Here is a 25554-nt window from a genome sequence, read left to right as displayed (position 1 = left end):
TCCTCTACCTAGTAAAATGTTTCACGTGAAACATTTTTTTATAGTCTAATCTATATATTATTCTTCTTCTTTAACTACGATGTGACGAAGGATATCATCATTGATACGTGCTAAACGATCGAATTCGTTAACAGCTTCTGTACCAGCACTTACTTTAACGATTTGGTAGTAACCATCGCGGAAATCGTTGATTTCGTACGCTAGACGGCGTTTCCCCCATTCTTTCGCTTCAAGTACTTCAGCACCGTTGTCAGTTAGAATCGTGTTGAAACGATCAACAACTGCTTTCTTTCCTTCATCTTCAATGTTTGGGCGGATGATGTACATGATTTCGTACTTTCTCATCTCACAGTCACCTCCTTTTGGTCTAAGCGGCTCTATAAAAGAGCAAGGAGCAATGTATTCATTACTCACAAGTTCAAAGTATAGCATATTACATTAGGAAAAGCAATGAAATGTAGGGATCTAAGGATTTCCCTGTTTTACTGTACTTATTTTTCATGGAGAGTTACTGATTTATGCCCATAGTTCTTACTTAATAGCTGCCAGTATATATCATAACTCTTTCTTAATAAATAGCCTCGACTATTTAAACATAGATACAAAATAAAAAACTGTATTCCATTTTTTCTTAATGGAATACAGTTTAAGATGAAATGATTATACATTAAAACGGAAATGAATAACGTCTCCGTCTTTTACTACATACTCTTTTCCTTCTAGTCTTACCTTACCCGCTTCTTTAGCAGCATTCATTGAACCCGCTGCCATTAAATCATCGTAAGAAACCGTTTCTGCTCGAATGAAGCCTCTTTCGAAATCTGTGTGAATGATACCAGCACACTGAGGAGCTTTCATACCTTTTCTAAATGTCCAAGCTCTAACTTCTTGGACCCCTGCTGTAAAGTATGTTGCTAAACCTAATAAACTGTATGAAGCCCGGATGAGTTGATCAAGACCTGATTCTTCAATACCTAACTCTGAAAGGAACATTTCTTTTTCTTCCCCTTCAAGTTCAGCAATTTCCGATTCAATCTTTGCACAAACTACAATTACTTCTGCATTATCTTGGTTAGCAAAGCTCTTGACTTGTTGGACATATTCATTTGCAGAAGGATCAGATACTTCATCTTCACCTACATTGGCCACATAAAGCATCGGTTTAATCGTAAGCAGATGAAGTCCTTTAACAATCTTCATTTGCTCCTCTGTAAATTCAACGGTTCTAGCAGGTTTTTCATCTTCAAAAGCCTCTTTTAGTTTTACTAATATTTCATGTTCAAAAACGGCTTCTTTATCCTTTTGCTTAGCTAATTTACCTACACGTTCAATTCTTTTATCGACGGATTCTAAGTCTGCTAAAATTAACTCAAGGTTAATCGTTTCAATATCTGCAATAGGATCTACTTGTCCAGACACATGAGTAATGTTGTCATCAGCAAAGCAACGAACAACATGACAAATGGCATCGACCTGGCGAATATGCGAGAGGAATTTATTTCCTAATCCTTCCCCTTTACTTGCACCCTTTACGATACCTGCAATATCTGTAAACTCAAACGTAGTCGGAACTGTCTTCTTAGGTTGAACCAATTCTGTTAATTTCTGTAAGCGATGATCTGGAACTTCTACGATTCCTACGTTTGGATCAATCGTACAAAAAGGATAATTTGCAGATTCAGCACCTGCTTGTGTAATTGCATTAAATAAAGTCGACTTTCCAACGTTCGGTAAGCCAACAATCCCGGCTGTTAAGGCCATCCTCGTCACTCCTCAATATGCAAACATGATAGTTTTCCATGTTATGTCAAAAATTTGTTGAAAAATAAATATACAATAATAGAAAAAGTCGTTCATTTAAACCTTTTCCAATTATAGATAGTAATACTCAAAATGACAAGTAAAGAAGTAAGCAAACCTTTTTCTTTCTAACCTTAATAATCCCGTTTAATCGGTCTTTCTAGAGAACTAATATCTTCCTCAATATTCAGTAAAAGCTGTGAAACAAGCTGCTTAGCGTCCTGAACACCCTGATTATACAGATTAGGTCCTAACCTTTGCATAAAGAAATCAAGTAGATTTTCTGCAGCAATAAGCCCCCAATCCTCCCCTTTTTCTTCTTGAAAATACGCCTGAATTTCTTGTATTAAAATATCCTTCTTCTCTTTAGGGAGTTTTATATACATAATAGCCTCCTATCGGATTTCAGAGTTACATAAAGAAAAAGAAGCAGAATCTAATCATGCTTCTTTCTGAGGGTTTTCTAGTATTTTTTTCACCTTTTTTGTAAACTCTCTTCGTGGCAATAACACACTATGCTGACACCCTTCACATTTAATGCGGATATCCATACCCATTCTAATAATTCTCCATCGGTTTGTCCCACAAGGGTGTGCTTTTTTCATTTCTACGACCGTATTTAAGTCATATACCTTTTCTTCCATCCATGATTCACTCCCTTTAATTCAACTTTCATTTTTCTTGATTCCCATATGAATCGAGAGTAAATGCAATTGTAAGGGAACAAGTTTGTACATATATTTTAGCAATACCAGTACTTTTAGGGAAGTAATCATTCGTAAAAACTCATAAAATTACAGACAATTTTGGTAAAGTATTCTGTGCATGTATACAATTGGCATTTTCTCCGTATACTGTTACTACCATTCAGAAGGAGAATGCCCGATGAAATTGAAACCACAGTTTTTCGATCGATCGAGTGGGAACGTAAGAATTCCATATGATGATGAACATGCTGTTCAATCTCTAGCAAGCCGTATACAACAGTTAATTCCTACAACCACCCAACCCATTGTTTTTATATGTATAGGAACAGACCGTTCAACCGGTGACTCTTTAGGACCCTTTATCGGAACCCTCCTAAAGGAAAAGCCCACTACACCCTTCTTTATATACGGGACACTGGATGATCCAATTCACGCAGTTAATTTAATGGATAAATTAAATATGATTCAAAACGAACACAAAAATCCCTATATCATTGGAATTGATGCCTGTTTAGGACGAATTAAAAGTGTTGGTCATATCATCCTTGGGGAAGGTCCTGTCAAACCAGGAGCCGGGGTAAATAAAGACCTGCCGCATGTTGGTGATGCTCACATAACTGGTATTGTAAATGTTAGTGGTTTTATGGAATTTTTCGTTTTACAAAATACCCGTTTGAATCTTGTAGTAAGTATGGCAAAAACTGTAGCTAATGGTATTTATGAAGCAGGTATTCAATTTCAAAGACGAATTGAATTAAATAATTTTAATCCTCTTGATCAGGAACAATCCTTATAACTAAAATGAAAAGAGAGCCCATCAAGGCTCTCTTATTTTCATATATTATATTGCTAGCATCTGTTATACACACGCACATCCTGTAACATTATCTGATAAAGTTATAAGATACCATTTAGGTTATACATCACAATCACCAATACTATAATCACCATAATACCCGGTAATAAGTTTGCAACCCTTATTTTAGTAATTCCCGTTAGATTAAGGCCAATTGCTAATATCATAACCCCACCAGAGGCAGTAATTTCAGCTATCAGTTGGTCTAAAAGAACACTCGGAACCAAAGCTACTATTTGTGCTGCTAACAAAGCAATTGTTCCTTGATAAATGACGACTGGAATAGCTGAAAACATAACACCAATTCCTAATGTTGTTGTTAAAATGAGTGCAGTAAATCCATCTATAATCGCCTTTGTTAAGAGGATATCATGATTATTTTTCATTCCACTATCTAATGCACCCAGAATAGCCATTGCTCCAATCACAAATATTAAGGTCGCTGTAACAAAACCTTGTGAGATTTGCCCACTCCCAAATGCACCTAATTTTTTTTCTAACCAATTCCCACATGCATTTAGTTTACCATCAAGATCAATCCATTCACCTATGACTGCACCTAATACTAAGCTGATAATCACATAGAGAAACTGTTCACTTTTAAAGGCCATTTGCAAGCCTAGGACAACAACTGCTAATCCAATACCATGCATGACTGTTGTTTTCATTTGGTCTGGAATTTTGGATAGAAATTTGCCGATAATCGTTCCTAATATAATAGTAATCCCATTGATGATTGTGCCAAAGAGCACCATACTGCCCAAGCCTCCTAAACATTCCTAACTCTTCTAAGCTCTCGTTTACTAAAAATCAAAAAAAATGACTCGTCAGCCCCGTTATCAAACTGCAAGACTTTCTTATTCAGTAAAAAAAGAACCATCTAGAAGATGGTTTATCACTTATCGATCAAGTAATTCTAATATTCGGTCGAGGTCTTCCTTTGAAAAGAACTCAATCTCAATTTTCCCTTTTTTCTTCTTTTGTACGATGTTAACTGTAGTACCAAATTTTTCTCGAAGTATGGATTCTTGTTCTTGGACGAACACATCTTTCTTAGGCTTCGTAGTTGCTTTTGTTTCACGTGAAACATTTTCGTTCAACCTGAAAATTAACTCCTCAAGCTGTCTTACATTTATTTGTTCCTTTATTACTTTTTGGACAACCTGTTTTAGAAGCTCCTTATTACGCAAGCCAAGTAGAGCTCGACCGTGCCCCATGGATATAGAGCCATCAGTTATGTATTGTTGAATCTCCTGGGGTAATGATAGCAAACGAACATGGTTGGCTATATGCGGTCTGCTCTTTCCAAGACGTTTGGCTAATTGTTCTTGCGTTATGCCCAGTTTCTCCATAAGTCTCTGATAAGCCATTGCTTCTTCAATTGGAGTTAAGTCCTCCCTCTGCAGATTTTCTAAAACAGCTAGCTCCATCATCTGTTTTTCTGATAACTCTCTAATAACAGCAGGAATTGCTTGGAGTTTAGCATCTTTTGCAGCACGGAAGCGTCTTTCTCCAACAACAATTTCATATCCCTTTATACTTTTTCGAAGGATAATAGGCTGAAGAATACCATGTTCCAAAATTGATTCTTTTAATTCCTCAATGGCTTCTGGTTTAAAAACCTTTCGAGGTTGATATGGGTTTGGACGAATATCGTTAACCTTAACTTCCTGGACTGTTTCTTCATTTCCTACTTCTAAATTTGAAAAGAGAGCATTAATTCCTTTTCCAAGCCCTTTAGCCATTCGCCACCACTTCCTTTGCCAAGTCTAAATATACCTCTGCCCCACGAGATTTAGGATCATATATAATAATAGGCTCTCCGTGGCTAGGTGCCTCACTCAACCGAATGTTACGAGGAATAATGGTTTGAAACACTTTTTCTTGAAAATATTTTTTCACTTCTTCTATTACCTGAATACCTAAGTTTGTTCTGGCATCCAGCATAGTTAAAAGAACACCTTCAATCGTTAATTGATTATTTAGATGTTTTTGTACAAGTCGAACTGTGTTTAATAATTGACTTAGACCCTCAAGGGCATAGTATTCACATTGAACTGGGATCAAAACGGCATCCGAAGCAGTTAATGCGTTAAGAGTTAGAAGACCTAAAGAAGGTGGACAATCAATAATGATGTAATCATATTCACTTTTTAAGTTTTCTAATGCCCGCTTAAGGCGAACTTCCCGAGAAATAGTTGGAACTAATTCAATCTCAGCTCCTGCTAATTGAATGGTTGCAGGAATAGCAAATAGATTTTCAACTTTTGTTCCCTTTACTACTTTTTCTGCTGGAATATCCTCAACTAAAATATCATATATACACTGTTCGACATCTGCTTTATCGATACCAACCCCACTTGTTGCATTCCCTTGGGGGTCAACGTCGACGAGCAAAACCTTTTTACCTATGTATGCTAAACATGCTCCAAGATTAACTGATGTTGTTGTTTTACCAACACCACCCTTTTGGTTAGCAATCGCAACGATCTTGCCCACGATGTCACCTACCTTTTACATAACTTTCTAGTAATCATGTAATCTATTGTATCATGAAAAATCAGAAAGGCTAAGAAAAATAGAAAAGATAAACATAGAAGAAGGTACCAAATTAAACCATAATCTCAATAACAGGAGCTCTTGTTTGTCCTGATAAATACTACACTTAAACTGCACAGATACATTCGTACCTAGCTATATATACAAAAAAGTCCTCCACAAAGCAGATACCACCTTAATAAGTTAAAGGTATTGGTTGCTTTGGAGGACATTATAATTAGAATAATAGATAAAAAATGTATTATTTCTTAGGGATTTTAATTGTAAATTGGTAAAACTCTTCAAATTCCTCTTCTTCTGTATCTAACTTAATCCCGCTATCGTTTACCATTGTTAATGACTGGCGAATTGTGTTTACTGCAATTCTCATATCTTTACTAAAAGCCTTCTTCTTTGGCTTAGGCTTAACCTCATTTTTTTCCAAAAGCTTGACCACGCGGTCTTCCGTTTGTTTTACATTTAATTGTTTCTCGATGATTTCCTGCAGCAGGTTCACCTGTTTTTCTGGATTTTTAAGAGGAATTAACGCCCGGGCATGTCTTTCTGTAATTTGTTTACTTAATAAAGCATTCTGAACTTCCTGTGGAAGTTTTAATAGCCTTAATTTATTGGCAACAGTAGACTGTCCCTTCCCTAAACGTTGTGCTAAGGCTTCTTGTGTTAGATTATGTAGCTCTAAGAGTTTCCCATAAGCAATAGCTTCTTCGATGGGTGATAACTCCTCACGTTGGAGGTTTTCTATTAGAGCAACAGATGCTGTTTCAGTATCATTGAAGTTTTTAATTATTGCAGGAATTGTTTCCCATTCTAAGGACTGAACCGCTCTAAAGCGTCTTTCTCCAGCAATAATCTCATATAATTCTTCCTCAACCTGTCTTACAACTATTGGTTGAATAATTCCATGAGTATGTATCGTTCTTGCTAACTCTTCTATCTTCTCATCGTTAAAAACAGTCCGAGGTTGATATCTATTTGGAACTATTTGTGCTACAGGAATTTGATTGATTTCCTTTTCGTTTTTAATAGAATAGTCTTCCTCTAACTCCATTTCCATTTCTACTTCAACTTCTTCTGTCACTTTCTCAGTCATTCCAAAAAAACGTGAGAATGGACTTTTCATTCCCTACACCACCTTAAAGAAACTCCCTAGTTATTATTCTCTTTCTAGTTCAAAAGTTCCTGCAAAAACTTATGCTTTTTCTAATTCCAGAATAAAATGTTTCACGTGAAACATTTATACCTGAAGTAAGCTCCTAAATAATATATACATATTATTTTATCATAATTAGGCATGACACCACTCAAATAGCGCAAATCTATTTAGGTTTTCCATTCTGCTAAAATAATCCTCTTCTTCCTTATTCTAGAGGTTGTTTATTAGGAGTCCCAGGTTTACGTGGATACTTTTTAGGTGTAGGTTTTACCTTCCTAATTTTATAAATTGTACGTTGATGATCTTCATACGGAAGAGAGAACGAAACTTGATCAATTAGTTCCCCTCCAAGTAAAGATACGGCTTTTTTCCCTTTTATCCACTCTTCATTTCCTTGGGATCCTTTCAATGCAATAAATTGGCCATTAGGTTTTACCAAAGGAAGGCACAATTCACTTAACACTGACATCCTGGCAACAGCTCTAGCCGTAACCAAATCATACTGTTCACGATGTTCGGGTTTTCTACCGAATTCCTCAGCTCGATAATGATATAAAGAAACATTCTTCAAATGAAGTTTAGACGCTAATTCTTCTAAAAAAGTTATCCTCTTTTTTAGGGAATCAACAATCGATATTTTCAAATGTGGAAAGCAAATTTTTAACGGAATACTTGGAAAACCCGCACCCGCTCCAACATCACAGAACGTTTCTACTTCTTCCATAGAGGTATAAAAAGCAGCTGAAATGGAGTCATAGAAATGTTTTTCATATACTTCGTCACGGTCTGTTATAGCAGTTAAGTTTATTTTCTCATTCCACTCAATTAGAAGTTCATAATATAATCTAAACTGCTCTAATTGTTCTGATGATAAGGTAATTCCTTTTTCTTGAAGTAAATTTTGAAACTCTAGCTCCTTCATTGAAACACATCCTTTACATAAATGCAGAAACTCCTCGATCAAGCGAGTCGAGTAACTAGACGCTTAAGCTAGATAACCAAAGTATTTAAGGAAATGAAAAGTGGAGTGGAGTGCCACTTATTAGTAAAATGGTCCTTTTGTTCCACTCACACCACTGTTCTATAGTCAAATTTAATGAAATTAGTTATTAGAAACCTTTGCAATTTTTCCTTGTTCTATATAAACAAGAAGTATTGAGATATCTGCTGGATTGACACCAGATATCCTTGAAGCTTGTGCAATAGATAATGGACGAACCTCTTTTAGCTTTTGACGTGCTTCATTAGCTAATCCGTGAATGGCATCATAATCAATATCAACAGGAACTTTTTTATCTTCCATCTTCTTTAATCTTTCCACTTGTTGTAAAGACTTTTGGATATACCCTTCATATTTAACTTGAATCTCAACCTGTTCCATAATCTCTTCATCTATTTCCGTTTCTGCAGGTGCTAGCTGATAAATATGAGAATACGTTATTTCAGGTCTCTTTAACAAATCAATAGCTTTTATTCCGTCCTTTAATTCACTACCACCTACACTTCTGATTAGCTCCTGAGTTGTCTCATTAGGTTTGATGATAATAGATCGAAGTCTTTCTTTTTCTTCTTCAATAGCTTGTTTCTTTGCTTCAAATTTGAGATATCTCTCTTCACTAATAAGACCAATCTTATGTCCAATTTCAGTTAATCTTAAATCTGCATTATCATGACGTAGTAGTAATCGGTATTCTGCTCTAGAAGTTAATAGTCGATATGGTTCATTTGTTCCTTTTGTAACTAAATCATCAATAAGTACACCAATATAAGCATCTGAACGGCTTAATACCACTTCTTCTTTTCCAGTTGCACGACATCCTGCATTTATTCCCGCCATAATACCTTGTCCAGCAGCTTCTTCGTATCCAGATGTACCGTTAATTTGGCCAGCTGTATAAAGGTTTTTGACCTTTTTAGTCTCTAATGTTGGCCATAATTGTGTTGGTACAATTGCATCATATTCAATTGCATATCCCGCTCTCATCATTTGAACATTCTCTAGTCCTGGAATAGTGCTTAAAATTTTACGTTGTACATCTTCTGGCAAGCTAGTAGATAGTCCCTGTACATATACTTCTTGGGTATTCCGTCCTTCTGGCTCTAGGAAAATTTGATGCCTAGGCTTATCATTAAATCGAACTACCTTATCCTCAATGGAAGGACAATAACGTGGTCCTGTTCCTTTAATCATTCCTGAGAACATTGGAGAACGATGTAAATTCTCATCAATAATTTGGTGTGTTAGATCATTCGTATACGTTAACCAACAAGGTAGTTGATCTGTAATATACTTTGTTGTTTCATATGAAAAAGCTCTTGGTACCTCATCACCTGGTTGAACTTCAGTTTTAGAATAATCAATTGTATGACTATTCACTCTTGGAGGTGTCCCCGTTTTAAAACGTACTAAATCAAACCCAAGTTCCTCTAAATGTTCGGACAGCTTAATAGAGGGTTGTTGGTTATTTGGCCCACTGGAATACTTTAGTTCTCCTAAAATAATTTCTCCTCTTAGGAAGGTTCCTGTTGTAATAACCACTGTTTTTGCTTTATACATGGCTCCTGTTTGAGTAATGATACCCTTACATTCTCCATCTTCCACTACAAGTCTTTCAACCATCCCTTGAAGTAGTGTTAAATTAGGTTCATTCTCTAACGTTTTTTTCATTTCATGTTGATAAGAAAACTTATCAGCTTGCGCACGTAGAGCTCGAACTGCAGGACCCTTTCCTGTGTTCAACATTCTCATTTGAATATGTGTTTTGTCGATATTTTTAGCCATTTCACCGCCAAGGGCATCTATTTCCCGTACAACAATCCCCTTAGCTGGACCACCAACAGATGGGTTACATGGCATAAATGCAACCATATCTAAATTGATGGTAATCATTAGTGTCTTGGCACCCAGTCTTGCAGCGGCTAGTCCCGCTTCACAACCAGCATGGCCCGCACCAATAACAACGACATCAAAATCTCCAGCTTCATAATGCTGCATATCACTACCTCCTTTTAAAAGGTTATATTATTTACCTAAGCAAAATTGCGAAAATAGCTGATCAATTAAGCTTTCATGAACAGCATCTCCAATAATTTCACCGAGTAATTCCCAAGCACGCGTCATATCAATTTGAACTAAGTCAATTGGTGTTCCATTTTCAACTGCAGTAATGGCATCTTCAATTGATTGCAATGCCTGATTTAATAACGCAATATGACGACTGTTGGATACATAGGTTATATCTCCAACATCTAATTCACCCTCAAAAAAGAGAGCAGCAATGGCCTCTTCTAGTTGATCAATACCTTCTTCATTTAATAAAGAAGTAGTAATTACTGGTTGATTAGATGCTAACTTACGTACTTTATCGAGATCAATTTTTGGAGGTAAGTCGGTTTTATTTACTAGAATAATGGCATCCATGCCCTCTATTGCCTTAAACAAATTAATATCTTCGTCAGAAAGCTCTTCGGAATAGTTTAAAACAAGCAAAATTAAGTCTGCTTCTTTTAATACTTTTCGTGACCTCTCTACCCCTATTCTTTCAACAATGTCTTCCGTCTCACGTATCCCAGCAGTATCAACGAGCCTTAAAGGGACTCCTCTGATATTTACATATTCTTCAATTACATCTCGGGTTGTCCCTGGAATATCTGTTACAATAGCCTTATTTTCTTGAACAAGACTATTCAATAAAGAGGATTTTCCAACATTCGGACGTCCGATTATCACGGTAGAAATACCTTCTCTTAATATTTTTCCTTGTGAAGCTGTTTGTAATAAAGATTCAATTTGTGATTGAACCTTTTTAGCCTTATCTAAAAGAACATGGTGTGTCATTTCTTCCACATCATCATATTCTGGGTAATCAATATTGACTTCCACATGTGCCAAGGTTTCTAGAATCTCTTGTCTTAATCCTTGGATTAGTTTTGATAACCTGCCTTCTATTTGGTTAATGGCTACATTCATCGCTTTATCTGTTTTAGCACGAATTAAGTCCATTACCGCTTCGGCTTGAGATAAATCAATTCTTCCATTTAGAAAGGCACGCTTAGTAAATTCACCTGGCTCAGCTAAACGAGCACCGTACTTTAGTACTAATTGTAAAATTCGGTTAACCGATACCATACCCCCATGACAGTTGATTTCTACCACATCTTCACGGGTAAACGTTTTTGGCCCCCTCATCATTGATACCATTACTTCCTCTACAATATCACCTGTTTTTGGCTCCTGTATGTGTCCGTAATGAATCGTATGAGTTTCCATCATTTCTAGTTTCTTTTTATTTTTCGCAATAAACAACCGGTCTGCAATTTCAATTGCTTGATCCCCACTTAAACGAACAATTGCGATTGCTCCCTCTCCCATTGGAGTGGAAATCGCAGCAATTGTATCAAATTCCATCTTTTCACCTCATTTCAGCTTGATCTTCATCTATTTTAATGAACTCACTTTCATATAATGCTCTGGTTTCATGGCAGTTTGGCTTTTCTTACTATGTTTTCCTTTTATCCACAAAACAAGCCCTAAATTTTAAGTTTATCATTTTTTATACCAAAAAAGAAGACATCACTATCCACAAGTCTATTCTGCTTCTTCCGATATTTTATCTTATCCACATGTGAATAACAACGGATGCATTTCGGATTGAGAAGTGGCCCGAAAAGTATTTATGTATAATAAAATATCTAATATTATAACTAGCTAAAAAATAAAAAAAAAATCCCTTAAACCATTAACATGGCTTAAGGGATTTAACTAATCAAAGATGTCTACAGCTCAGGTGCAATTACAATATGTCGGTTTGGCTCAGCTCCACTCGAGAAGGTCCGAACCTTATGATTATGGGAAAGTGCCGTATGTATGACCTTTCTTTCATAGGAAGGCATCGGCTCTAATGAAACTTCTTTCTTAGTCTGAATGGCTTTATATGCTAAACGTTCAGCTAATTGTACCAGTGTTTCATTTCTCTTTTCCCTGTAGTTTTCAGCATCTAGAATGACTGTAACATACTGGTCAGAAGAATGATTTGCTACTAATTGAGTTAAATACTGAAGTGCATTTAACGTTTGTCCTCTTTTTCCAATTAGTAAACCGGATTTATCACTTGTTACATTCATTTCTAGCACTCGACCATTTTTGTTGACATCAATTTGGACATTAGTGCCCATCATCTTGGTCACAGCTTCTAAGTATTTAACGGAATCCGAAAGAGGGTCTTCTTTTACTTTTACCTTTACAATTGCAGGTCTAGAACCAAAGATCCCCAATAATCCTTTTTTACCTTCATCCACAATAGTTATCTCAGCCTGATCTATCGAAATATTCAACTCAGATAGAGCAGACTGAATTGCCTCATCGACCGATTGCCCTGTAGCTGTTTTTTGCTTCACTTTATTTACTTCCCCCTGCTTTACCAGTTTCTGCAGTCTTTTTAAGATCTGGCCCTTTAATTAGTAGCGTTTGAACAATCATGAAGATGTTCCCTACTACCCAGTATAATGAAAGTGCCGATGGTAGAGTAACAGCAAATATGATAATCATGATTGGCATGATCCAAAGCATCATTTGCATTTGTGGTTGGACATTCTCTGTTCCCGCCATCATAATTTTTTGCTGTAAGAAAGTAGTCGCTCCTGCTACTAAAGGAAGAATAAAAAATGGATCTGGAGCACCTAAATCAAACCATAAAAATGTATGTTCCCTTACTTCAGCTGTTCTCATAATTGCATGGTAAAAACCAATCAGGATTGGCATTTGAATCAACAATGGGAAACAACCTGCTAATGGGTTTACATTATGCTTTTGGAAAAGCTGCATCATTTCCTGTTGCAATTTTTGTTGAGTTTGTTGATCTTTTGAACTATATTTCTCACGGAGTTTTTGCATTTCTGGTTGTAAAGCCTGCATTGCTTTTGAGTTTTTAGTTTGCTTAATCATTAGTGGTAGTATTGCAAATCGAATTAAAAGTGTAACGAGGATAATACCTAAACCGTAGTCCTCTCCAACTAAAGTCGATATTTTAATGATGAGCCATGAAAGTGGATATACAAAATACTCATTCCAAATTCCAGTGCTCTCACTTGTGATATCTTGATTTATTTCGGTACACCCTGATAAGAGCATTACAATACCAATTAAAGTGAGTATTAACACTATTCGTTTCTTCAACGACCTTTGCCTCCTATCTAAACACCTATTACCTTTCTTCTATAAATGGTGATACTTATCCAAAAGGTATTGTACCATTATTTTCTTATATATGCATTGTGGCATTATTATTAGTTCTAGAGAAAAAGAAAAATACCTTTCACTTTTTCGTAACTTTTTTCGATTCGTTGGTTGGTTTACGTAAAACCTTCCCTAACCTGGTTACATGAATCAAACTTTTTTCCATTTCTGCAAAGTCCATCTCAGAAGTGGGTTTTCTAGCAATAACTAAATAATCATGCCCAGCTAATAGATGATCTTGATAGTCCTGAAAGAACTTTCTAATACATCTTTTAATGTAGTTACGTTTGACTGCATTCCCCAACTTCTTACTCACGGATATCCCAATTCGGAAATGGTCCTGCTGCTCCTTCTTTAAGCTATACAGAACAAATTGTCGATTGGCTACTGACTTTCCTTTTTTAAATATCACCTGGAAATCTTCATTCTTTTTAACTCTATATTCTTTCTTCATCGAAACACCTGCAATTTTTGGCTTCTAACTGGTATGAAGCATTTCCATATTTGCGAAAAAACAACCTACTTTTATTAAGAAAACTGTAAAAAAAAGACCACTGATCAATATTCAGTGGTTTATGCAGAAAGTACTTTTCTCCCTCTACGACGGCGACGAGCTAAAACTTTACGTCCATTTGCTGTGCTCATGCGTGAACGGAAACCATGTACCTTGCTTCTTTTACGTTTATTTGGTTGGTATGTTCTTTTCATGTATGACACCTCCTCTGAGGAATAGCATTTGCTCTAAAGACATTCTTTCTCATTATAAGGATGGCCACACTTAATGTCAAGGCTCTTTCTATACATCCATTATTAGGTATATACCTAGGCTAATTTTATATAATTAAATTTTCATCCTAATACTGAAGAAACAATCTTTTTAAAATAGAAATTTTATATTATAAAAACCACTGTACTATAACAGCAAAATGATTCTCTCCATCGTTTGTGGATAAAAAACGACATAATTTTTATTATCCACACAAGTTTTCGACAAGTTTTTCACAAATTATGAAAGTGTGGAAAAAAGATACACACAGACTGTTTTTCTTGTGGATAATTTCATAAACTCATTGCGGAGACAAGAACAATTTGATATGATATTCTTGTTTTACTTGAGGAAAAGGGATTGTGGATTATTCGGTTATCCACAAACTGTGAATAACTTGTGGATAGTTTTCCCCAGCCAGTGAATAAAACTTGTCCACAGACGGTGATAATTGTCGAAAAGTTGATTTTCTTCCTTATTATATTTTTATCCACATTTCATTCAGCACTTATTTTTATTATTGTGATACTTAGTAATAGGAATAGGCTTCAGAGTCCAATACAATTTGTATTCTCTCTGAGGCCATTTTCTAGCTTTATTAAAAGATTCCTAGATTTGTGTAAGGTAAAGAGACCAATGCTCTTTACATAAAACCGTAAGTATAAAGAAAAATTTGCGGGCAAAGGAGGGTTCAATTTGAAAAATATAGATGATCTATGGGACCAGGCACTTGGAAAGATTCAAAAGAAAATAAGTAAGCCAAGCTTCGAAACGTGGCTAAAATCTACTAAAGCTCATGCGTTAAAGGATGACACCCTCGTAATTGTGGCGCCAAATGAGTTTGCCCGCGACTGGCTTGAAGGACATTACAGTCAATTAATATCAACTGTTCTATTGGATCTAATTGGAGAAGAACTTGAGGTTAAATTCATCATTCCGCAAAGTAAACAAGAGGATGATATTGAAGTCAATTTACCTCCAAAAAAAGTGGAAGTAAATGATGAGCCTGTCGATCTTCCACAACATATGTTAAACCCTAAATATACATTCGATACGTTTGTAATTGGATCTGGGAACCGTTTCGCTCATGCTGCATCGCTTGCAGTTGCGGAAGCACCAGCAAAAGCATACAACCCCCTATTTATCTATGGAGGAGTTGGACTAGGGAAAACCCACTTGATGCATTCCATTGGACACTATGTCATTGAACATAACCCTAAGGCGAAAGTGGTTTATCTGTCTTCAGAGAAATTTACTAACGAATTCATTAACTCCATTCGCGATAATAAAGCAGTGGATTTTCGTAATAAATATCGCAACGTAGATGTTTTGTTAATTGATGATATTCAATTTTTGGCTGGGAAAGAATCGACACAAGAAGAATTCTTCCATACTTTTAATACTCTTCATGAAGAAAGTAAGCAAATTATTATCTCAAGTGATCGTCCACCGAAGGAAATTCCTACTTTAGAGGAGCGTTTACGTTCACGGTTTGAATGGGGTCTAATAACAGACATTACCCCACCTGACCTTGAAACGAGAATAGCTATCTTACGGAAAAAGGCAAAAGCTGAAGGCCTTGATATTCCGAATGAAGTTATGCTTTATATCGCGAATCAAATTGATTCCAACATTCGTGAATTAGAAGGAGCACTTATAAGAGTTGTAGCGTATTCATCCCTAATCAATAAAGATATTAATGCTGATTTAGCAGCTGAAGCCTTAAAAGATATTATTCCTAGTTCGAAACCAAAAGCCATAACCATTCTTGATATTCAGCGAATCGTTGGAGATCAATATAATGTAAAGTTAGAGGATTTTAAAGCGAAAAAAAGAACTAAGTCTGTAGCATTTCCTAGACAAATAGCTATGTACTTGTCTAGAGAGCTTACGGATTTCTCCCTACCAAAGATTGGTGAGGAATTTGGTGGTAGAGATCATACAACTGTTATACATGCTCATGAAAAGATTTCCAAACTGCTAGATACTGACTCACAATTACAGAAGCAGTTAAAACAAATTAAAGAGCTACTAAAAGTGTAGCTGTGTGTATTGTGAATAACTAGGCCATGCTTACACACAGTCTGTCCACATGTGGATAGGCTGTGTTTCCTTTCGTTTCATAGACTTATCCACAAATTCACAGCCCTTATTACTATTATTACTGTCTTTTTAATAAAAAAATAATAAATATAAACGTATAGATTTTGGGCTGAAGGAATTTAACTCTGCCCAAAAATGTGCGATGATAGAAAGAAGATAAATCTGAAAAAAAAATAGAGAAAATAGAGATTCAGAAAACGGAGGATCGAATCATGAAATTTACGATTCAAAGGGATCGACTTGTCGAAAGTTTACAAGATGTAATGAAAGCTGTTTCTTCAAGAACTACTATTCCCATTTTGACTGGTGTAAAGCTACTTGTTAATGATGAAGGAGTTACCTTAACAGGTAGTGATTCTGATATTTCAATTGAAACCATCATTCCTACTGTTGAAGATGATAAAGTACTAGCTGAGGTAGAAAAAACAGGTAGTATTGTATTACAAGCAAGGTTTTTTAACGATATAATTCGAAAACTCCCAGAAGATACTGTCATGATTGAGGTAAGAGAAAACCTTCAAACATTTATTAAGTCCGGAAATGCTGAATTCTCCATTAACGGATTAGATGCTGATGAATATCCAAGATTACCTCAAATTGAAGAGGAAGAAGTATTCACCTTACCAATTGACTTATTAAAAACAATGATCCGTCAAACAGTATTTGCTGTTTCAACATCCGAAACTAGACCGATACTAACAGGTGTTCATTGGAAGATTGAAAACAATGAATTAACATTCGTTGCAACAGATAGTCACCGTTTAGCATGGCGAAAAGCACCCCTAGATAACAACCATTCGCATACGCATAATGTTGTTGTCCCAGGAAAAAGTTTGAATGAATTAAACAAAATCTTAGACGATAGCCAAGAACCAATTGAAATGGTATTAACTCAAAACCAAATTCTTTTTAGAACAGAGAATTTATCATTCTATTCACGTTTGTTAGAAGGAAATTATCCTGATACGTCTAGACTGATTCCGGCTGAAAGCAAAACAGAAGTCGTTATGAATGCGAAGGAATTCTTACAAGCAATTGACCGTGCAAGTCTACTTGCTCGTGAAGGTAGAAATAATGTGGTGAAATTCTCAACCATTGAGGAAGAAGCTGTTGAAATATCCTCGGACTCACCAGAGATAGGTCGCGTTGTGGAAAAAGTACAAACCCAATCTATAACTGGAGAAGAATTAAAGATTTCCTTTAGCGGAAAGTATTTAATGGATGCATTAAAAGCTATTGATTCAACTGATATACGTATAAGTTTTACTGGTGCCATGAGGCCATTTGTCATTCGTTCTTTAGATAATGACTTTATTTTACAACTCATTTTACCTGTAAGAACATTTTAATGTTCGGGGCTGACCCAGCATACCAAGAATGGTGATGGGTTAGCTCCTTTTGTTTTATCCAATTTTATTTTGTAAAATAGAGATATTCAAACAGCCAATTAAAGGGGCGATGAAATTGGAATCAATTAAGATTGATACGGAGTATGTTACATTAGGACAAGTGTTAAAAATGCTAGACCTGATTAGTTCAGGAGGCTTGGCAAAGTGGTTTCTAAGTGAACATGAAGTTTACGTAAACGGGGAATTAGAGCAACGTCGAGGGAAAAAGTTAAAAGCGGGAGATCAACTTCATATTCCCGGAGTCGGCCAATACGAAATTTTAGAATAAAGGAAGTCCCGGGGATGTATATAAAAGAACTAAGCTTGAAAAATTATCGCAATTACGAACATCTCGAGGCAAGCTTCGATGAAAAGATTCATGTGATTAAAGGTGAAAATGCTCAGGGTAAAACCAATGTTATGGAGTCTATCTATGTATTAGCTATGGCAAAATCCCATCGTACTTCCCAAGATAAAGAATTAATTCGTTGGGAAGAAGAATATGCTAAAATAGAAGGTAGTGTAGAAAAACGACATGGTTCATTACCTATGAAACTTGTCATTTCAAATAAAGGTAAAAAGGCTAAAGTTAATCATATTGAACAATCTAAATTAAGTCAGTATGTCGGACATATGAACGTTGTCATGTTTGCACCAGAGGACTTGAATATTGTAAAAGGAAGCCCACAGATTCGAAGAAGATTTATTGATATGGAAATTGGACAGGTCTCACCTATATATTTACATACACTAAGTCAGTATCAAAAGGCACTTTTCCAACGTAATCAGTTCTTGAAGATGCAAAGAAGTGCAAAGGTTAAGGATGAAATCATGCTGGAGGTTTATACAGAGCAACTCATAAACTTTGCAGCTCAGATTATCCAAAAACGCTTTGAGTTTATACAGTTACTAGAAAGTTGGGCACGACCTATCCATTCAGGGATATCAAGAGGGAAGGAAGTCCTTGCACTTAAGTATCGCCCTTCGGTCAATGTATCAGAAGAAGAAGAATTGTCGAAAATAGTAGATGGTTTACAAGAAAAATTTGCTAAAATAAAAACTAGAGAATGGGAACGAGGTGTTACCTTAGCAGGACCACATCGTGATGACTTAGCTTTTTTTGTCAATGACCGAGATGTGCAAACATTTGGTTCCCAAGGTCAACAACGAACAACAGCATTATCTGTAAAGCTAGCAGAAATAGAACTCATTCATAAGGAAATTGGAGAGTATCCCATTTTACTATTAGATGATGTTCTATCTGAACTAGATGATTATAGACAGTCTCATCTTTTAAACACGATCCAAGGGAAGGTTCAAACCTTTGTAACGACGACAAGTACAGAAGGTATTGATCACCAAGTTTTAGATGATGCAACAGTTTGGTACGTGGAATCAGGCACTTTATCTAAAAGAGCTTAGAGGTGAACGTATGTACTTACATGTTGGTGAAAATATAGTAGTTCGAACTGATGATGTCATCACCATTATTGATGAATCTTCTAAAGAGTGTATTTCAGAGTTTTTAAGTAACAACGATGACAAAATGTACAAGCTGGGGAAGGGCGTCATTAAATCCTTTGTTGTTACGAAAGATTATATATATCAATCTCCTTTCTCATCACAAACATTGAAAAAGAGATGTCGATTAAAAAGCTTGTAGCATGTATTTTTCAATTGAGAAGGTACGAACGGAAAGAAAGAGCAGGTGGTTATTGTGGCAATGGATCCAAATAAGCTACAGGAACAAGCGTATGATGAAAATCAGATACAGGTATTAGAAGGTCTTGAGGCAGTTCGTAAAAGACCTGGGATGTACATCGGATCAACCAGTGGAAAAGGTCTTCACCACCTTGTTTGGGAAATCGTCGATAATAGTATTGATGAAGCCTTAGCTGGATATTGTGATGAAATCAATGTCATCATCGAGGAAGACAATAGTATTACGGTAACGGATAATGGCCGTGGTATTCCAGTTGGGATTCATGAAAAAATGGGAAGACCAGCTGTAGAAGTTATCATGACCGTACTTCATGCAGGCGGAAAGTTTGGTGGTGGAGGTTATAAAGTTTCTGGTGGATTACATGGTGTAGGTGCATCTGTTGTAAATGCCTTATCTACTACGTTAGATGTAACGGTCCATAGAGATGGAAAAGTATATTACCAGCAATATCACCGTGGAGTTCCGGCAGAGGATTTAAAAGTAATTGGTGAAACCGATCAAACAGGAACGATTACTCACTTTAAGCCTGACCCAGAAATTTTCACAGAAACCCTTGAGTATGACTTTGAAACTTTAGCGAATCGTATTCGAGAGCTAGCTTTCTTGAATCGTGGTATAAAAATCACCATCGAAGACAAGCGAAATGATAAAAAGAATGAATATCTTTACGAGGGTGGAATTAAATCCTACGTTGAGCATTTAAACCGTTCAAGGGAAGTACTTCATGAAGAGCCTATTTACATGGAAGGTGAAAAAGAAGGTATTTCCGCAGAAATTTCACTCCAATATAATGACAGTTTTACAAGTAATATATACTCTTTTGCCAATAATATTCACACCTATGAAGGTGGAACACATGAGTCAGGATTTAAAACAGCTCTAACAAGAGTTATTAACGACTATGCTCGGAAAAATAATCTGTTTAAAGACCAAGATGCGAATCTTACAGGTGAAGATGTTCGTGAGGGACTAACGGCTATTGTTTCTATCAAACACCCAGACCCACAATTTGAAGGACAAACCAAGACAAAGCTAGGAAATTCTGAAGTGAGAACAGTTACAGATGCACTATTCTCAGAAGGATTCGAGAAATTCTTGTTAGAAAACCCTTCAATTGCCCGGAAAATTGTAGATAAGGGACTCATGGCATCACGTGCTCGTTTAGCTGCCAAAAAAGCAAGAGAATTAACAAGAAGAAAAAGTGCTTTAGAGATTTCAAGTCTTCCAGGTAAATTAGCGGATTGTTCCTCTAAAGACCCTTCTATAAGTGAACTTTATGTGGTAGAGGGTGATTCTGCCGGTGGATCTGCTAAGCAAGGTCGAGACCGTCATTTCCAAGCTATTCTTCCTTTGCGTGGAAAGATTATAAACGTGGAAAAGGCTCGATTGGATAAAATTTTATCTAATAATGAGATTAGAACTATTATTACGGCTTTAGGGACGGGAATTGGTGAGGATTTCGATATTACCAAGGCACGTTATCATAAAATCGTAATTATGACTGATGCTGACGTAGATGGAGCACATATTCGAACTCTTATTTTAACCTTCTTCTATCGTTATATGAGACAGATTATTGAAGCGGGATATATTTATATAGCACAACCACCACTTTATAAAATCGAACAAGGTAAACAAGTGGATTATGTGTATAGCGATAAACAGCTTAATCAATTTATGGCTGGACTACCTGAGAATACAAAAGCCGATATCCAGCGCTATAAAGGTCTTGGAGAAATGAACCCTGAGCAACTATGGGAAACGACAATGGATCCAGAAAATCGTACACTTTTACAAGTGAGCCTACAGGACGCCATTGAAGCGGATGAAACATTTGAGATTCTAATGGGTGACCGTGTTGAACCAAGACGTCAGTTCATTGAAGAAAATGCTGTTTATGTTAAGAATTTAGATATTTAATTTTGTAAAGCGGGAGAGCTATTCCAAGAAAAAGGTTTGGAATATAAGGCTCTGTTCGTAATGGCAGGATAGACTTAAGTTGCTATCCTGCTTTAGTTAGTTTTTAACCAACAACGTCTATGACCTAAAAGGCATGACTTAAGGAGGTTTTCCTTATGGCTGAAACGCCAAGATCGAACGTAATGGAAATAAATATTAGCCAAGAAATGCGTTCTTCTTTTCTTGATTATGCAATGAGTGTTATCGTCTCTCGTGCGCTTCCAGATGTAAGAGATGGATTAAAACCAGTACATCGTCGTATTTTATATGCGATGCATGATTTAGGTATGAGAGCTGATAAGCCATTTAAGAAATCTGCTCGTATTGTGGGTGAAGTAATCGGTAAGTATCATCCACATGGGGATTCTGCCGTTTATGACACAATGGTTCGTATGGCACAAGATTTTAACTATCGCTATATGCTGGTAGAAGGACACGGAAACTTTGGATCTGTAGATGGTGACTCTGCAGCCGCAATGCGTTACACAGAAGCAAGAATGTCTAAAATTTCAATGGAATTACTCCGCGATATCCATAAAGATACCATTGATTATAAAGACAACTATGATGGATCGGAAAGAGAACCAGCTGTCTTACCAGCCCGTTTTCCAAACCTTTTAGTAAATGGTACATCTGGTATTGCTGTTGGGATGGCAACCAATATTCCTCCCCATCAGCTTGGAGAAGTCATTGATGGTGTACTTGCACTAAGTAAAGATCCTGATATAACGATTCAAGAGTTAATGGATTACATACCTGGACCAGATTTCCCAACAGCTGGTCTAATCCTAGGAAGAAGCGGAATTCGCAAAGCTTATGAAACAGGAAAAGGATCTATTACTTTAAGAGCAAAAGTTGAAATAGAAGAAAAAGCAAATGGTAAACAAACCATCATTGTGAATGAAATACCTTATCAGGTAAATAAAGCAAAACTAATTGAAAAAATTGCGGAACTTGCGCGTGACAAAAAGATAGAAGGGATCACAGATTTACGTGATGAATCCGATCGTAATGGGATGCGTATCGTGATTGAAGTCAGAAAAGATGCAAATGCCAATGTTCTCTTAAACAATCTATACAAGCAAACAGCTCTGCAAACAAGCTTTGGTATAAACATGCTTGCTCTCGTTGACGGGCAACCAAAAGTATTAAACTTGAAACAAGCCTTGAGTCATTATATTGAACATCAAAAAGTTGTTATTCGCAGAAGAACAGAATTTGATTTAAAAAAGGCTGAAGCAAGAGCACATATCCTAGAAGGTCTACGTATAGCCCTTGACCATATCGATGAGATTATTGCGCTGATTAGAGCATCTGAAACGACAGATATTGCTCGTGAAGGATTGATGAGCCAATTCAACCTTTCAGAAAAGCAAGCTCAAGCCATTCTAGATATGCGACTTCAGCGATTAACAGGTCTCGAGAGAAATAAAATTGAAGAAGAATATAGTGAGTTAATCAAGTTAATTGCTGAGTTAAAAGCAATCTTAGCTGATGATGAAAAGGTATTAGAAATTATTCGTGAAGAACTTTTAGAAATTAAAGAACGATTTAATGATAAAAGACGTACTGAAATCACAATTGGTGGCGTTGAAAGTATCGAAGATGAGGACCTCATTCCAAGAGAAAACATCGTTATAACGTTAACACACAACGGTTATATCAAACGTCTACCAATTTCAACATACCGCTCACAAAAACGTGGTGGACGAGGCGTCCAAGGAATGGGTACCAACGATGACGACTTTGTAGAACATCTGTTGACAACCTCTACTCACGATACGATTCTTTTCTTCACGAATAAAGGGAAGGTTTATCGTTCGAAAGGATACGAGATTCCTGAATACAGTCGAACAGCAAAGGGACTCCCGATCATTAACTTATTAGAGGTAGATAAAGATGAATGGGTGAATGCTATCATTCCAGTTCAGGAATTTGTGGATGATTGGTACCTATTCTTTACAACCAAACATGGAATATCTAAACGATCTCCATTGTCTTCCTTTGGGAACATTCGAACATCAGGGTTAATTGCCGTGTCACTACGTGAAAATGATGAACTAATATCTGTTCGACTTACAGATGGATCTAGAGAAATCATCATTGGTACTCAAAAGGGAATGCTTATTCGATTCCCTGAGACAGATGTACGTTCCATGGGAAGAACCGCTACGGGTGTAAAAGGGATAACGCTTGATGAAGATGATGAAGTGGTTGGAATGGAAATATTAGATGAAAATTCCGAAATACTAATTGTAACGAAAAATGGTTATGGAAAAAGAACGCCAGCCGAAGAATATCGAATTCAAGGGCGAGGCGGAAAAGGTATAAAAACCTGTAACATTACTGAGAAAAATGGAAATCTTGTAAGCATGAAGGCTGTTACAGGTGAAGAAGATCTTATGATTATTACAGCCAATGGAGTACTCATCCGAATGGCTACAGAAGACATCTCTACTATGGGACGTAATACACAAGGTGTTCGATTAATTAGAATTGGTGAGGAACATCAGGATTATGTAGCAACCGTTGCTAAGGTCGAGAAAGAGGAAATAAAAGAAGATGAAGAAGTACAAGAGGATTCATTAGAAGAATCAAATGATACGATGGAGTCTTAAAAAATTCGTTGATCCAAAAGTGAAAACTTTTGGGTCAATTTTTTTTATAAATCTTATCGTTGGAAAGTAGACAGTATTTGAGAAGTAGCTATTAAATAATAATACATTGTTCGTAAGTTCATATTTATTTGAACACATGAACTAATGGCCAATAAAAAATAAATATTAACAAAATGATAAATTTTACAAAAAAGGCATAAGAAACAAGCTATAATAGAATAAAAAGAAATTTTCATACAAGAGGTGGAGTATGAAAGTTAAAGTGTATGACTTAATAGAAGGATGTATTATAAATAAAGATGTTTATAGCAAATCTAATCATCCAATAGTGTTAAAGAGAACTGTAGTAAACCAAGAAGTATTAGAAGTGCTAGAAGCATTTTTAATTGATGAGGTTGAGGTAGAGAAATTACTAGAAAACGGAGATCCTTTCCCGAATGAGGGTATAGGAGAGGAAACATCTATATCTAGTGAAAAGACAAGCTTCTATACTCAATACATGAGTGCAGTTGACTTGTATAAAAATGAGTTCAAAAGTTGGCAAGCTGGGTCACCAATTGATATCTTGAAAATAAGGGACTGTATAATTCCATTATTTATTTCCTTCACCAAAAAGCCTGAAGAACTTGTTATGATTCATAGATATGCAAAGAAACAAGATTATTTATATCATCACAGTGTAGCTACTGGGCTTATCAGTGGTTTCTTAGCAATAAAAAGCAACTTGCCAGCAGGAGAAGCAGCACAAATAGCAATTGCGGGCATTCTAGCCGATTGTGGGTTAGCTAGGGTCGATCAAAAAGTGCTTAAGAAACTAGGAAAAAATACATTTGAAGAAAAAGAAGAAATTAAAAAACATCCTCTCTACAGTTATAAGTTAATTCAAAACATACCGTCGATTAAGGATGCAACTAAACTAGCTATCCTTCAACATCATGAAAGATTAGATGGGTCAGGTTACCCTCAAAGAGAGTCAGCTAATCGGATACACAAATTTTCACGAGTGATATCCATCGCTGCGTATTACCATGAAATGTGTAGTGGAGAAGGCAACTTTATCTCATTATCTCCTTTTAAGGTTGTGGAGAACATGATAGAAGATAGTTTTGGAAAGTTTGATTTAGAAATTGTTCAAAACCTGGTACGATATGTAGCTGGTTTCTCATTAGGTTCTACCGTTAAACTAAACGATGGTTCAATTGGGGATGTCATGTTTGTTGATTCTAAAGCTCCTCTGCGGCCAATCATTAAAATTAAAAAGTCCGAACAATTATTGGATTTAAGGAATAATCGTAAATATTTTATTGATAAAATTATACATTAAGATTTAGAAAGATGATGGCCAATGCATGTGGGTTAGATACCTACATGCATTTTTTTATACAAGTCAACATTTGGGATATAATGGTTGTATAAAAAAGTAGAGAAAAAGCGTTGACTTTCGTCTTGAATGATGATAAATTATAAAAGTCGCTGTTGAGCGAAACTAAAAAAACATTACTTCTTCGTCGGGAATTAAGTCGAAAGGAGTATGAAGGTTATCATTGATAAAAATCTTTATAAGATTTAGAATCAGTAACCGTGTTCCTTGAAAACTGAACAAAGAAAAACGTCAACGTTAATTCAATTTTTATTTTATGAGCTATTCAAATCTTTCTTTTATGGAGAGTTTGATCCTGGCTCAGGA

The 25554-nt window shown here is 36.1% G+C and carries 24 protein-coding genes; 9 read left to right on the top strand and 15 right to left on the bottom strand.

What is annotated here, in order from left to right; translation table 11 throughout:
- Positions 1-57 precede the first annotated feature (57 nt).
- The 4 genes from rpsF to ABDZ91_RS13655 form a co-directional block, all read right to left on the bottom strand.
- Positions 58-345 (bottom strand): 30S ribosomal protein S6, encoded by a 288-nt coding sequence (rpsF, locus tag ABDZ91_RS13670; RefSeq protein WP_343799856.1) that lies wholly within the window; start codon positions 343-345, stop codon positions 58-60.
- 315 nt (positions 346-660) lie between these two features.
- Entirely contained in the window at positions 661-1761 is a 1101-nt protein-coding gene (ychF, locus tag ABDZ91_RS13665) for a redox-regulated ATPase YchF (protein ID WP_343799854.1), read from the bottom strand.
- A gap of 173 nt (positions 1762-1934) precedes the next feature.
- On the bottom strand, positions 1935-2186 hold the full coding sequence (locus ABDZ91_RS13660; protein WP_343799852.1) for a DUF2164 domain-containing protein: 252 nt from the start codon (positions 2184-2186) through the stop codon (positions 1935-1937).
- Between the two features lie 54 nt (positions 2187-2240).
- Positions 2241-2444, bottom strand: a complete 204-nt coding sequence (locus ABDZ91_RS13655) for a DUF951 domain-containing protein (RefSeq protein WP_343799850.1) — start codon at positions 2442-2444, stop codon at positions 2241-2243.
- A 241-nt stretch (positions 2445-2685) separates the two neighbouring features.
- On the opposite strand from ABDZ91_RS13655, the gene yyaC reads away from it, so the two are divergent.
- On the top strand, positions 2686-3303 hold the full coding sequence (yyaC, locus tag ABDZ91_RS13650; RefSeq protein ID WP_343799848.1) for a spore protease YyaC: 618 nt from the start codon (positions 2686-2688) through the stop codon (positions 3301-3303).
- Between the two features lie 101 nt (positions 3304-3404).
- Here the strand turns inward: yyaC and ABDZ91_RS13645 are convergent, their stop codons facing one another.
- The 11 genes from ABDZ91_RS13645 to rpmH form a co-directional block, all read right to left on the bottom strand.
- A complete protein-coding gene (locus tag ABDZ91_RS13645) occupies positions 3405-4118 on the bottom strand; it encodes a DUF554 domain-containing protein (RefSeq protein WP_343799846.1) in 714 nt (237 codons plus the stop codon).
- 144 nt (positions 4119-4262) lie between these two features.
- Positions 4263-5108, bottom strand: a complete 846-nt coding sequence (locus ABDZ91_RS13640) for a ParB/RepB/Spo0J family partition protein (protein WP_343799844.1) — start codon at positions 5106-5108, stop codon at positions 4263-4265.
- The gene (locus ABDZ91_RS13635; RefSeq protein WP_343799842.1) at positions 5101-5862 is read right to left on the bottom strand and encodes a ParA family protein; all 762 of its coding nucleotides are present in this window, start codon (positions 5860-5862) and stop codon (positions 5101-5103) included. Before ABDZ91_RS13635 ends, ABDZ91_RS13640 begins: the two co-directional genes overlap by 8 nt.
- A gap of 301 nt (positions 5863-6163) precedes the next feature.
- Positions 6164-7042: a nucleoid occlusion protein gene (gene noc, locus ABDZ91_RS13630; protein ID WP_343799840.1), complete on the bottom strand. Its 879-nt coding sequence runs from the start codon at positions 7040-7042 to the stop codon at positions 6164-6166.
- Positions 7043-7280: 238 nt separating this feature from the next.
- Positions 7281-7997 carry a 16S rRNA (guanine(527)-N(7))-methyltransferase RsmG gene (gene rsmG / locus ABDZ91_RS13625; protein WP_343799838.1) on the bottom strand — a complete coding sequence of 239 codons (717 nt, stop codon included), beginning with the start codon at positions 7995-7997 and terminating at the stop codon, positions 7281-7283.
- 180 nt (positions 7998-8177) lie between these two features.
- Positions 8178-10070 carry a tRNA uridine-5-carboxymethylaminomethyl(34) synthesis enzyme MnmG gene (gene mnmG, locus ABDZ91_RS13620; RefSeq protein WP_343799836.1) on the bottom strand — a complete coding sequence of 631 codons (1893 nt, stop codon included), beginning with the start codon at positions 10068-10070 and terminating at the stop codon, positions 8178-8180.
- 27 nt (positions 10071-10097) lie between these two features.
- Positions 10098-11483, bottom strand: a complete 1386-nt coding sequence (gene mnmE / locus ABDZ91_RS13615; protein WP_343799834.1) for a tRNA uridine-5-carboxymethylaminomethyl(34) synthesis GTPase MnmE — start codon at positions 11481-11483, stop codon at positions 10098-10100.
- A gap of 368 nt (positions 11484-11851) precedes the next feature.
- Positions 11852-12472, bottom strand: a complete 621-nt coding sequence (gene jag / locus ABDZ91_RS13610) for an RNA-binding cell elongation regulator Jag/EloR (protein WP_343799832.1) — start codon at positions 12470-12472, stop codon at positions 11852-11854.
- A 1-nt stretch (position 12473) separates the two neighbouring features.
- Complete coding sequence (spoIIIJ, locus tag ABDZ91_RS13605) at positions 12474-13250, bottom strand: YidC family membrane integrase SpoIIIJ (protein ID WP_343799830.1); 777 nt, start codon at positions 13248-13250, stop codon at positions 12474-12476.
- 139 nt (positions 13251-13389) lie between these two features.
- Positions 13390-13764, bottom strand: coding sequence for a ribonuclease P protein component (rnpA, locus tag ABDZ91_RS13600; RefSeq protein WP_343799828.1), 375 nt, complete (start codon positions 13762-13764; stop codon positions 13390-13392).
- Between the two features lie 119 nt (positions 13765-13883).
- Positions 13884-14018: a 50S ribosomal protein L34 gene (gene rpmH, locus ABDZ91_RS13595; protein WP_026561635.1), complete on the bottom strand. Its 135-nt coding sequence runs from the start codon at positions 14016-14018 to the stop codon at positions 13884-13886.
- 754 nt (positions 14019-14772) lie between these two features.
- Here rpmH and dnaA point away from each other — a divergent pair.
- The 8 genes from dnaA (at position 14773) to ABDZ91_RS13555 (ending at position 25191) form a co-directional block, all read left to right on the top strand.
- The gene (dnaA, locus tag ABDZ91_RS13590) at positions 14773-16119 is read left to right on the top strand and encodes a chromosomal replication initiator protein DnaA (RefSeq protein WP_343799823.1); all 1347 of its coding nucleotides are present in this window, start codon (positions 14773-14775) and stop codon (positions 16117-16119) included.
- A 272-nt stretch (positions 16120-16391) separates the two neighbouring features.
- Entirely contained in the window at positions 16392-17528 is a 1137-nt protein-coding gene (gene dnaN, locus ABDZ91_RS13585) for a DNA polymerase III subunit beta (RefSeq protein ID WP_343799822.1), read from the top strand.
- A 109-nt stretch (positions 17529-17637) separates the two neighbouring features.
- Positions 17638-17856, top strand: coding sequence for a S4 domain-containing protein YaaA (yaaA, locus tag ABDZ91_RS13580; protein WP_425541832.1), 219 nt, complete (start codon positions 17638-17640; stop codon positions 17854-17856).
- A 14-nt stretch (positions 17857-17870) separates the two neighbouring features.
- Positions 17871-18989 (top strand): DNA replication/repair protein RecF, encoded by a 1119-nt coding sequence (gene recF / locus ABDZ91_RS13575; protein WP_343799820.1) that lies wholly within the window; start codon positions 17871-17873, stop codon positions 18987-18989.
- Between the two features lie 10 nt (positions 18990-18999).
- Positions 19000-19230 (top strand): extracellular matrix regulator RemB, encoded by a 231-nt coding sequence (gene remB, locus ABDZ91_RS13570; protein WP_343799819.1) that lies wholly within the window; start codon positions 19000-19002, stop codon positions 19228-19230.
- Between the two features lie 60 nt (positions 19231-19290).
- On the top strand, positions 19291-21210 hold the full coding sequence (gyrB, locus tag ABDZ91_RS13565; RefSeq protein WP_343800010.1) for a DNA topoisomerase (ATP-hydrolyzing) subunit B: 1920 nt from the start codon (positions 19291-19293) through the stop codon (positions 21208-21210).
- Positions 21211-21365: 155 nt separating this feature from the next.
- A complete protein-coding gene (gene gyrA, locus ABDZ91_RS13560; RefSeq protein ID WP_343799818.1) occupies positions 21366-23867 on the top strand; it encodes a DNA gyrase subunit A in 2502 nt (833 codons plus the stop codon).
- A 250-nt stretch (positions 23868-24117) separates the two neighbouring features.
- Complete coding sequence (locus ABDZ91_RS13555) at positions 24118-25191, top strand: HD-GYP domain-containing protein (protein ID WP_343799817.1); 1074 nt, start codon at positions 24118-24120, stop codon at positions 25189-25191.
- Positions 25192-25554: the final 363 nt, after the last annotated feature.

The organism is Bacillus carboniphilus, from assembly GCF_039522365.1.
Classification (GTDB): domain Bacteria; phylum Bacillota; class Bacilli; order Bacillales; family JC228; genus Bacillus_BF; species Bacillus_BF carboniphilus.
The sequence above is the reverse complement of the archived record's forward strand: the minus strand, read 5'-3'. Positions and strand labels throughout refer to the sequence as shown.

Excerpts from the sequence above, each read along its gene's own strand:
- rpsF (WP_343799856.1), bottom strand. The coding sequence starts at position 345 with ATGAGAAAGTACGAAATCATGTACATCATCCGCCCAAACATTGAAGAT.
- ychF (WP_343799854.1), bottom strand. The coding sequence starts at position 1,761 with ATGGCCTTAACAGCCGGGATTGTTGGCTTACCGAACGTTGGAAAGTCG.
- ABDZ91_RS13660 (WP_343799852.1), bottom strand. The coding sequence starts at position 2,186 with ATGTATATAAAACTCCCTAAAGAGAAGAAGGATATTTTAATACAAGAA.
- ABDZ91_RS13655 (WP_343799850.1), bottom strand. The coding sequence starts at position 2,444 with ATGGAAGAAAAGGTATATGACTTAAATACGGTCGTAGAAATGAAAAAA.
- yyaC (WP_343799848.1), top strand. The coding sequence starts at position 2,686 with ATGAAATTGAAACCACAGTTTTTCGATCGATCGAGTGGGAACGTAAGA.
- ABDZ91_RS13645 (WP_343799846.1), bottom strand. The coding sequence starts at position 4,118 with ATGGTGCTCTTTGGCACAATCATCAATGGGATTACTATTATATTAGGA.
- ABDZ91_RS13640 (WP_343799844.1), bottom strand. The coding sequence starts at position 5,108 with ATGGCTAAAGGGCTTGGAAAAGGAATTAATGCTCTCTTTTCAAATTTA.
- noc (WP_343799840.1), bottom strand. The coding sequence starts at position 7,042 with ATGAAAAGTCCATTCTCACGTTTTTTTGGAATGACTGAGAAAGTGACA.
- rsmG (WP_343799838.1), bottom strand. The coding sequence starts at position 7,997 with ATGAAGGAGCTAGAGTTTCAAAATTTACTTCAAGAAAAAGGAATTACC.
- mnmG (WP_343799836.1), bottom strand. The coding sequence starts at position 10,070 with ATGCAGCATTATGAAGCTGGAGATTTTGATGTCGTTGTTATTGGTGCG.
- mnmE (WP_343799834.1), bottom strand. The coding sequence starts at position 11,483 with ATGGAATTTGATACAATTGCTGCGATTTCCACTCCAATGGGAGAGGGA.
- rnpA (WP_343799828.1), bottom strand. The coding sequence starts at position 13,764 with ATGAAGAAAGAATATAGAGTTAAAAAGAATGAAGATTTCCAGGTGATA.
- rpmH (WP_026561635.1), bottom strand. The coding sequence starts at position 14,018 with ATGAAAAGAACATACCAACCAAATAAACGTAAAAGAAGCAAGGTACAT.
- dnaN (WP_343799822.1), top strand. The coding sequence starts at position 16,392 with ATGAAATTTACGATTCAAAGGGATCGACTTGTCGAAAGTTTACAAGAT.
- yaaA (WP_425541832.1), top strand. The coding sequence starts at position 17,638 with ATGAAATTGGAATCAATTAAGATTGATACGGAGTATGTTACATTAGGA.
- recF (WP_343799820.1), top strand. The coding sequence starts at position 17,871 with ATGTATATAAAAGAACTAAGCTTGAAAAATTATCGCAATTACGAACAT.
- remB (WP_343799819.1), top strand. The coding sequence starts at position 19,000 with ATGTACTTACATGTTGGTGAAAATATAGTAGTTCGAACTGATGATGTC.
- gyrB (WP_343800010.1), top strand. The coding sequence starts at position 19,291 with ATGGATCCAAATAAGCTACAGGAACAAGCGTATGATGAAAATCAGATA.
- gyrA (WP_343799818.1), top strand. The coding sequence starts at position 21,366 with ATGGCTGAAACGCCAAGATCGAACGTAATGGAAATAAATATTAGCCAA.
- ABDZ91_RS13555 (WP_343799817.1), top strand. The coding sequence starts at position 24,118 with ATGAAAGTTAAAGTGTATGACTTAATAGAAGGATGTATTATAAATAAA.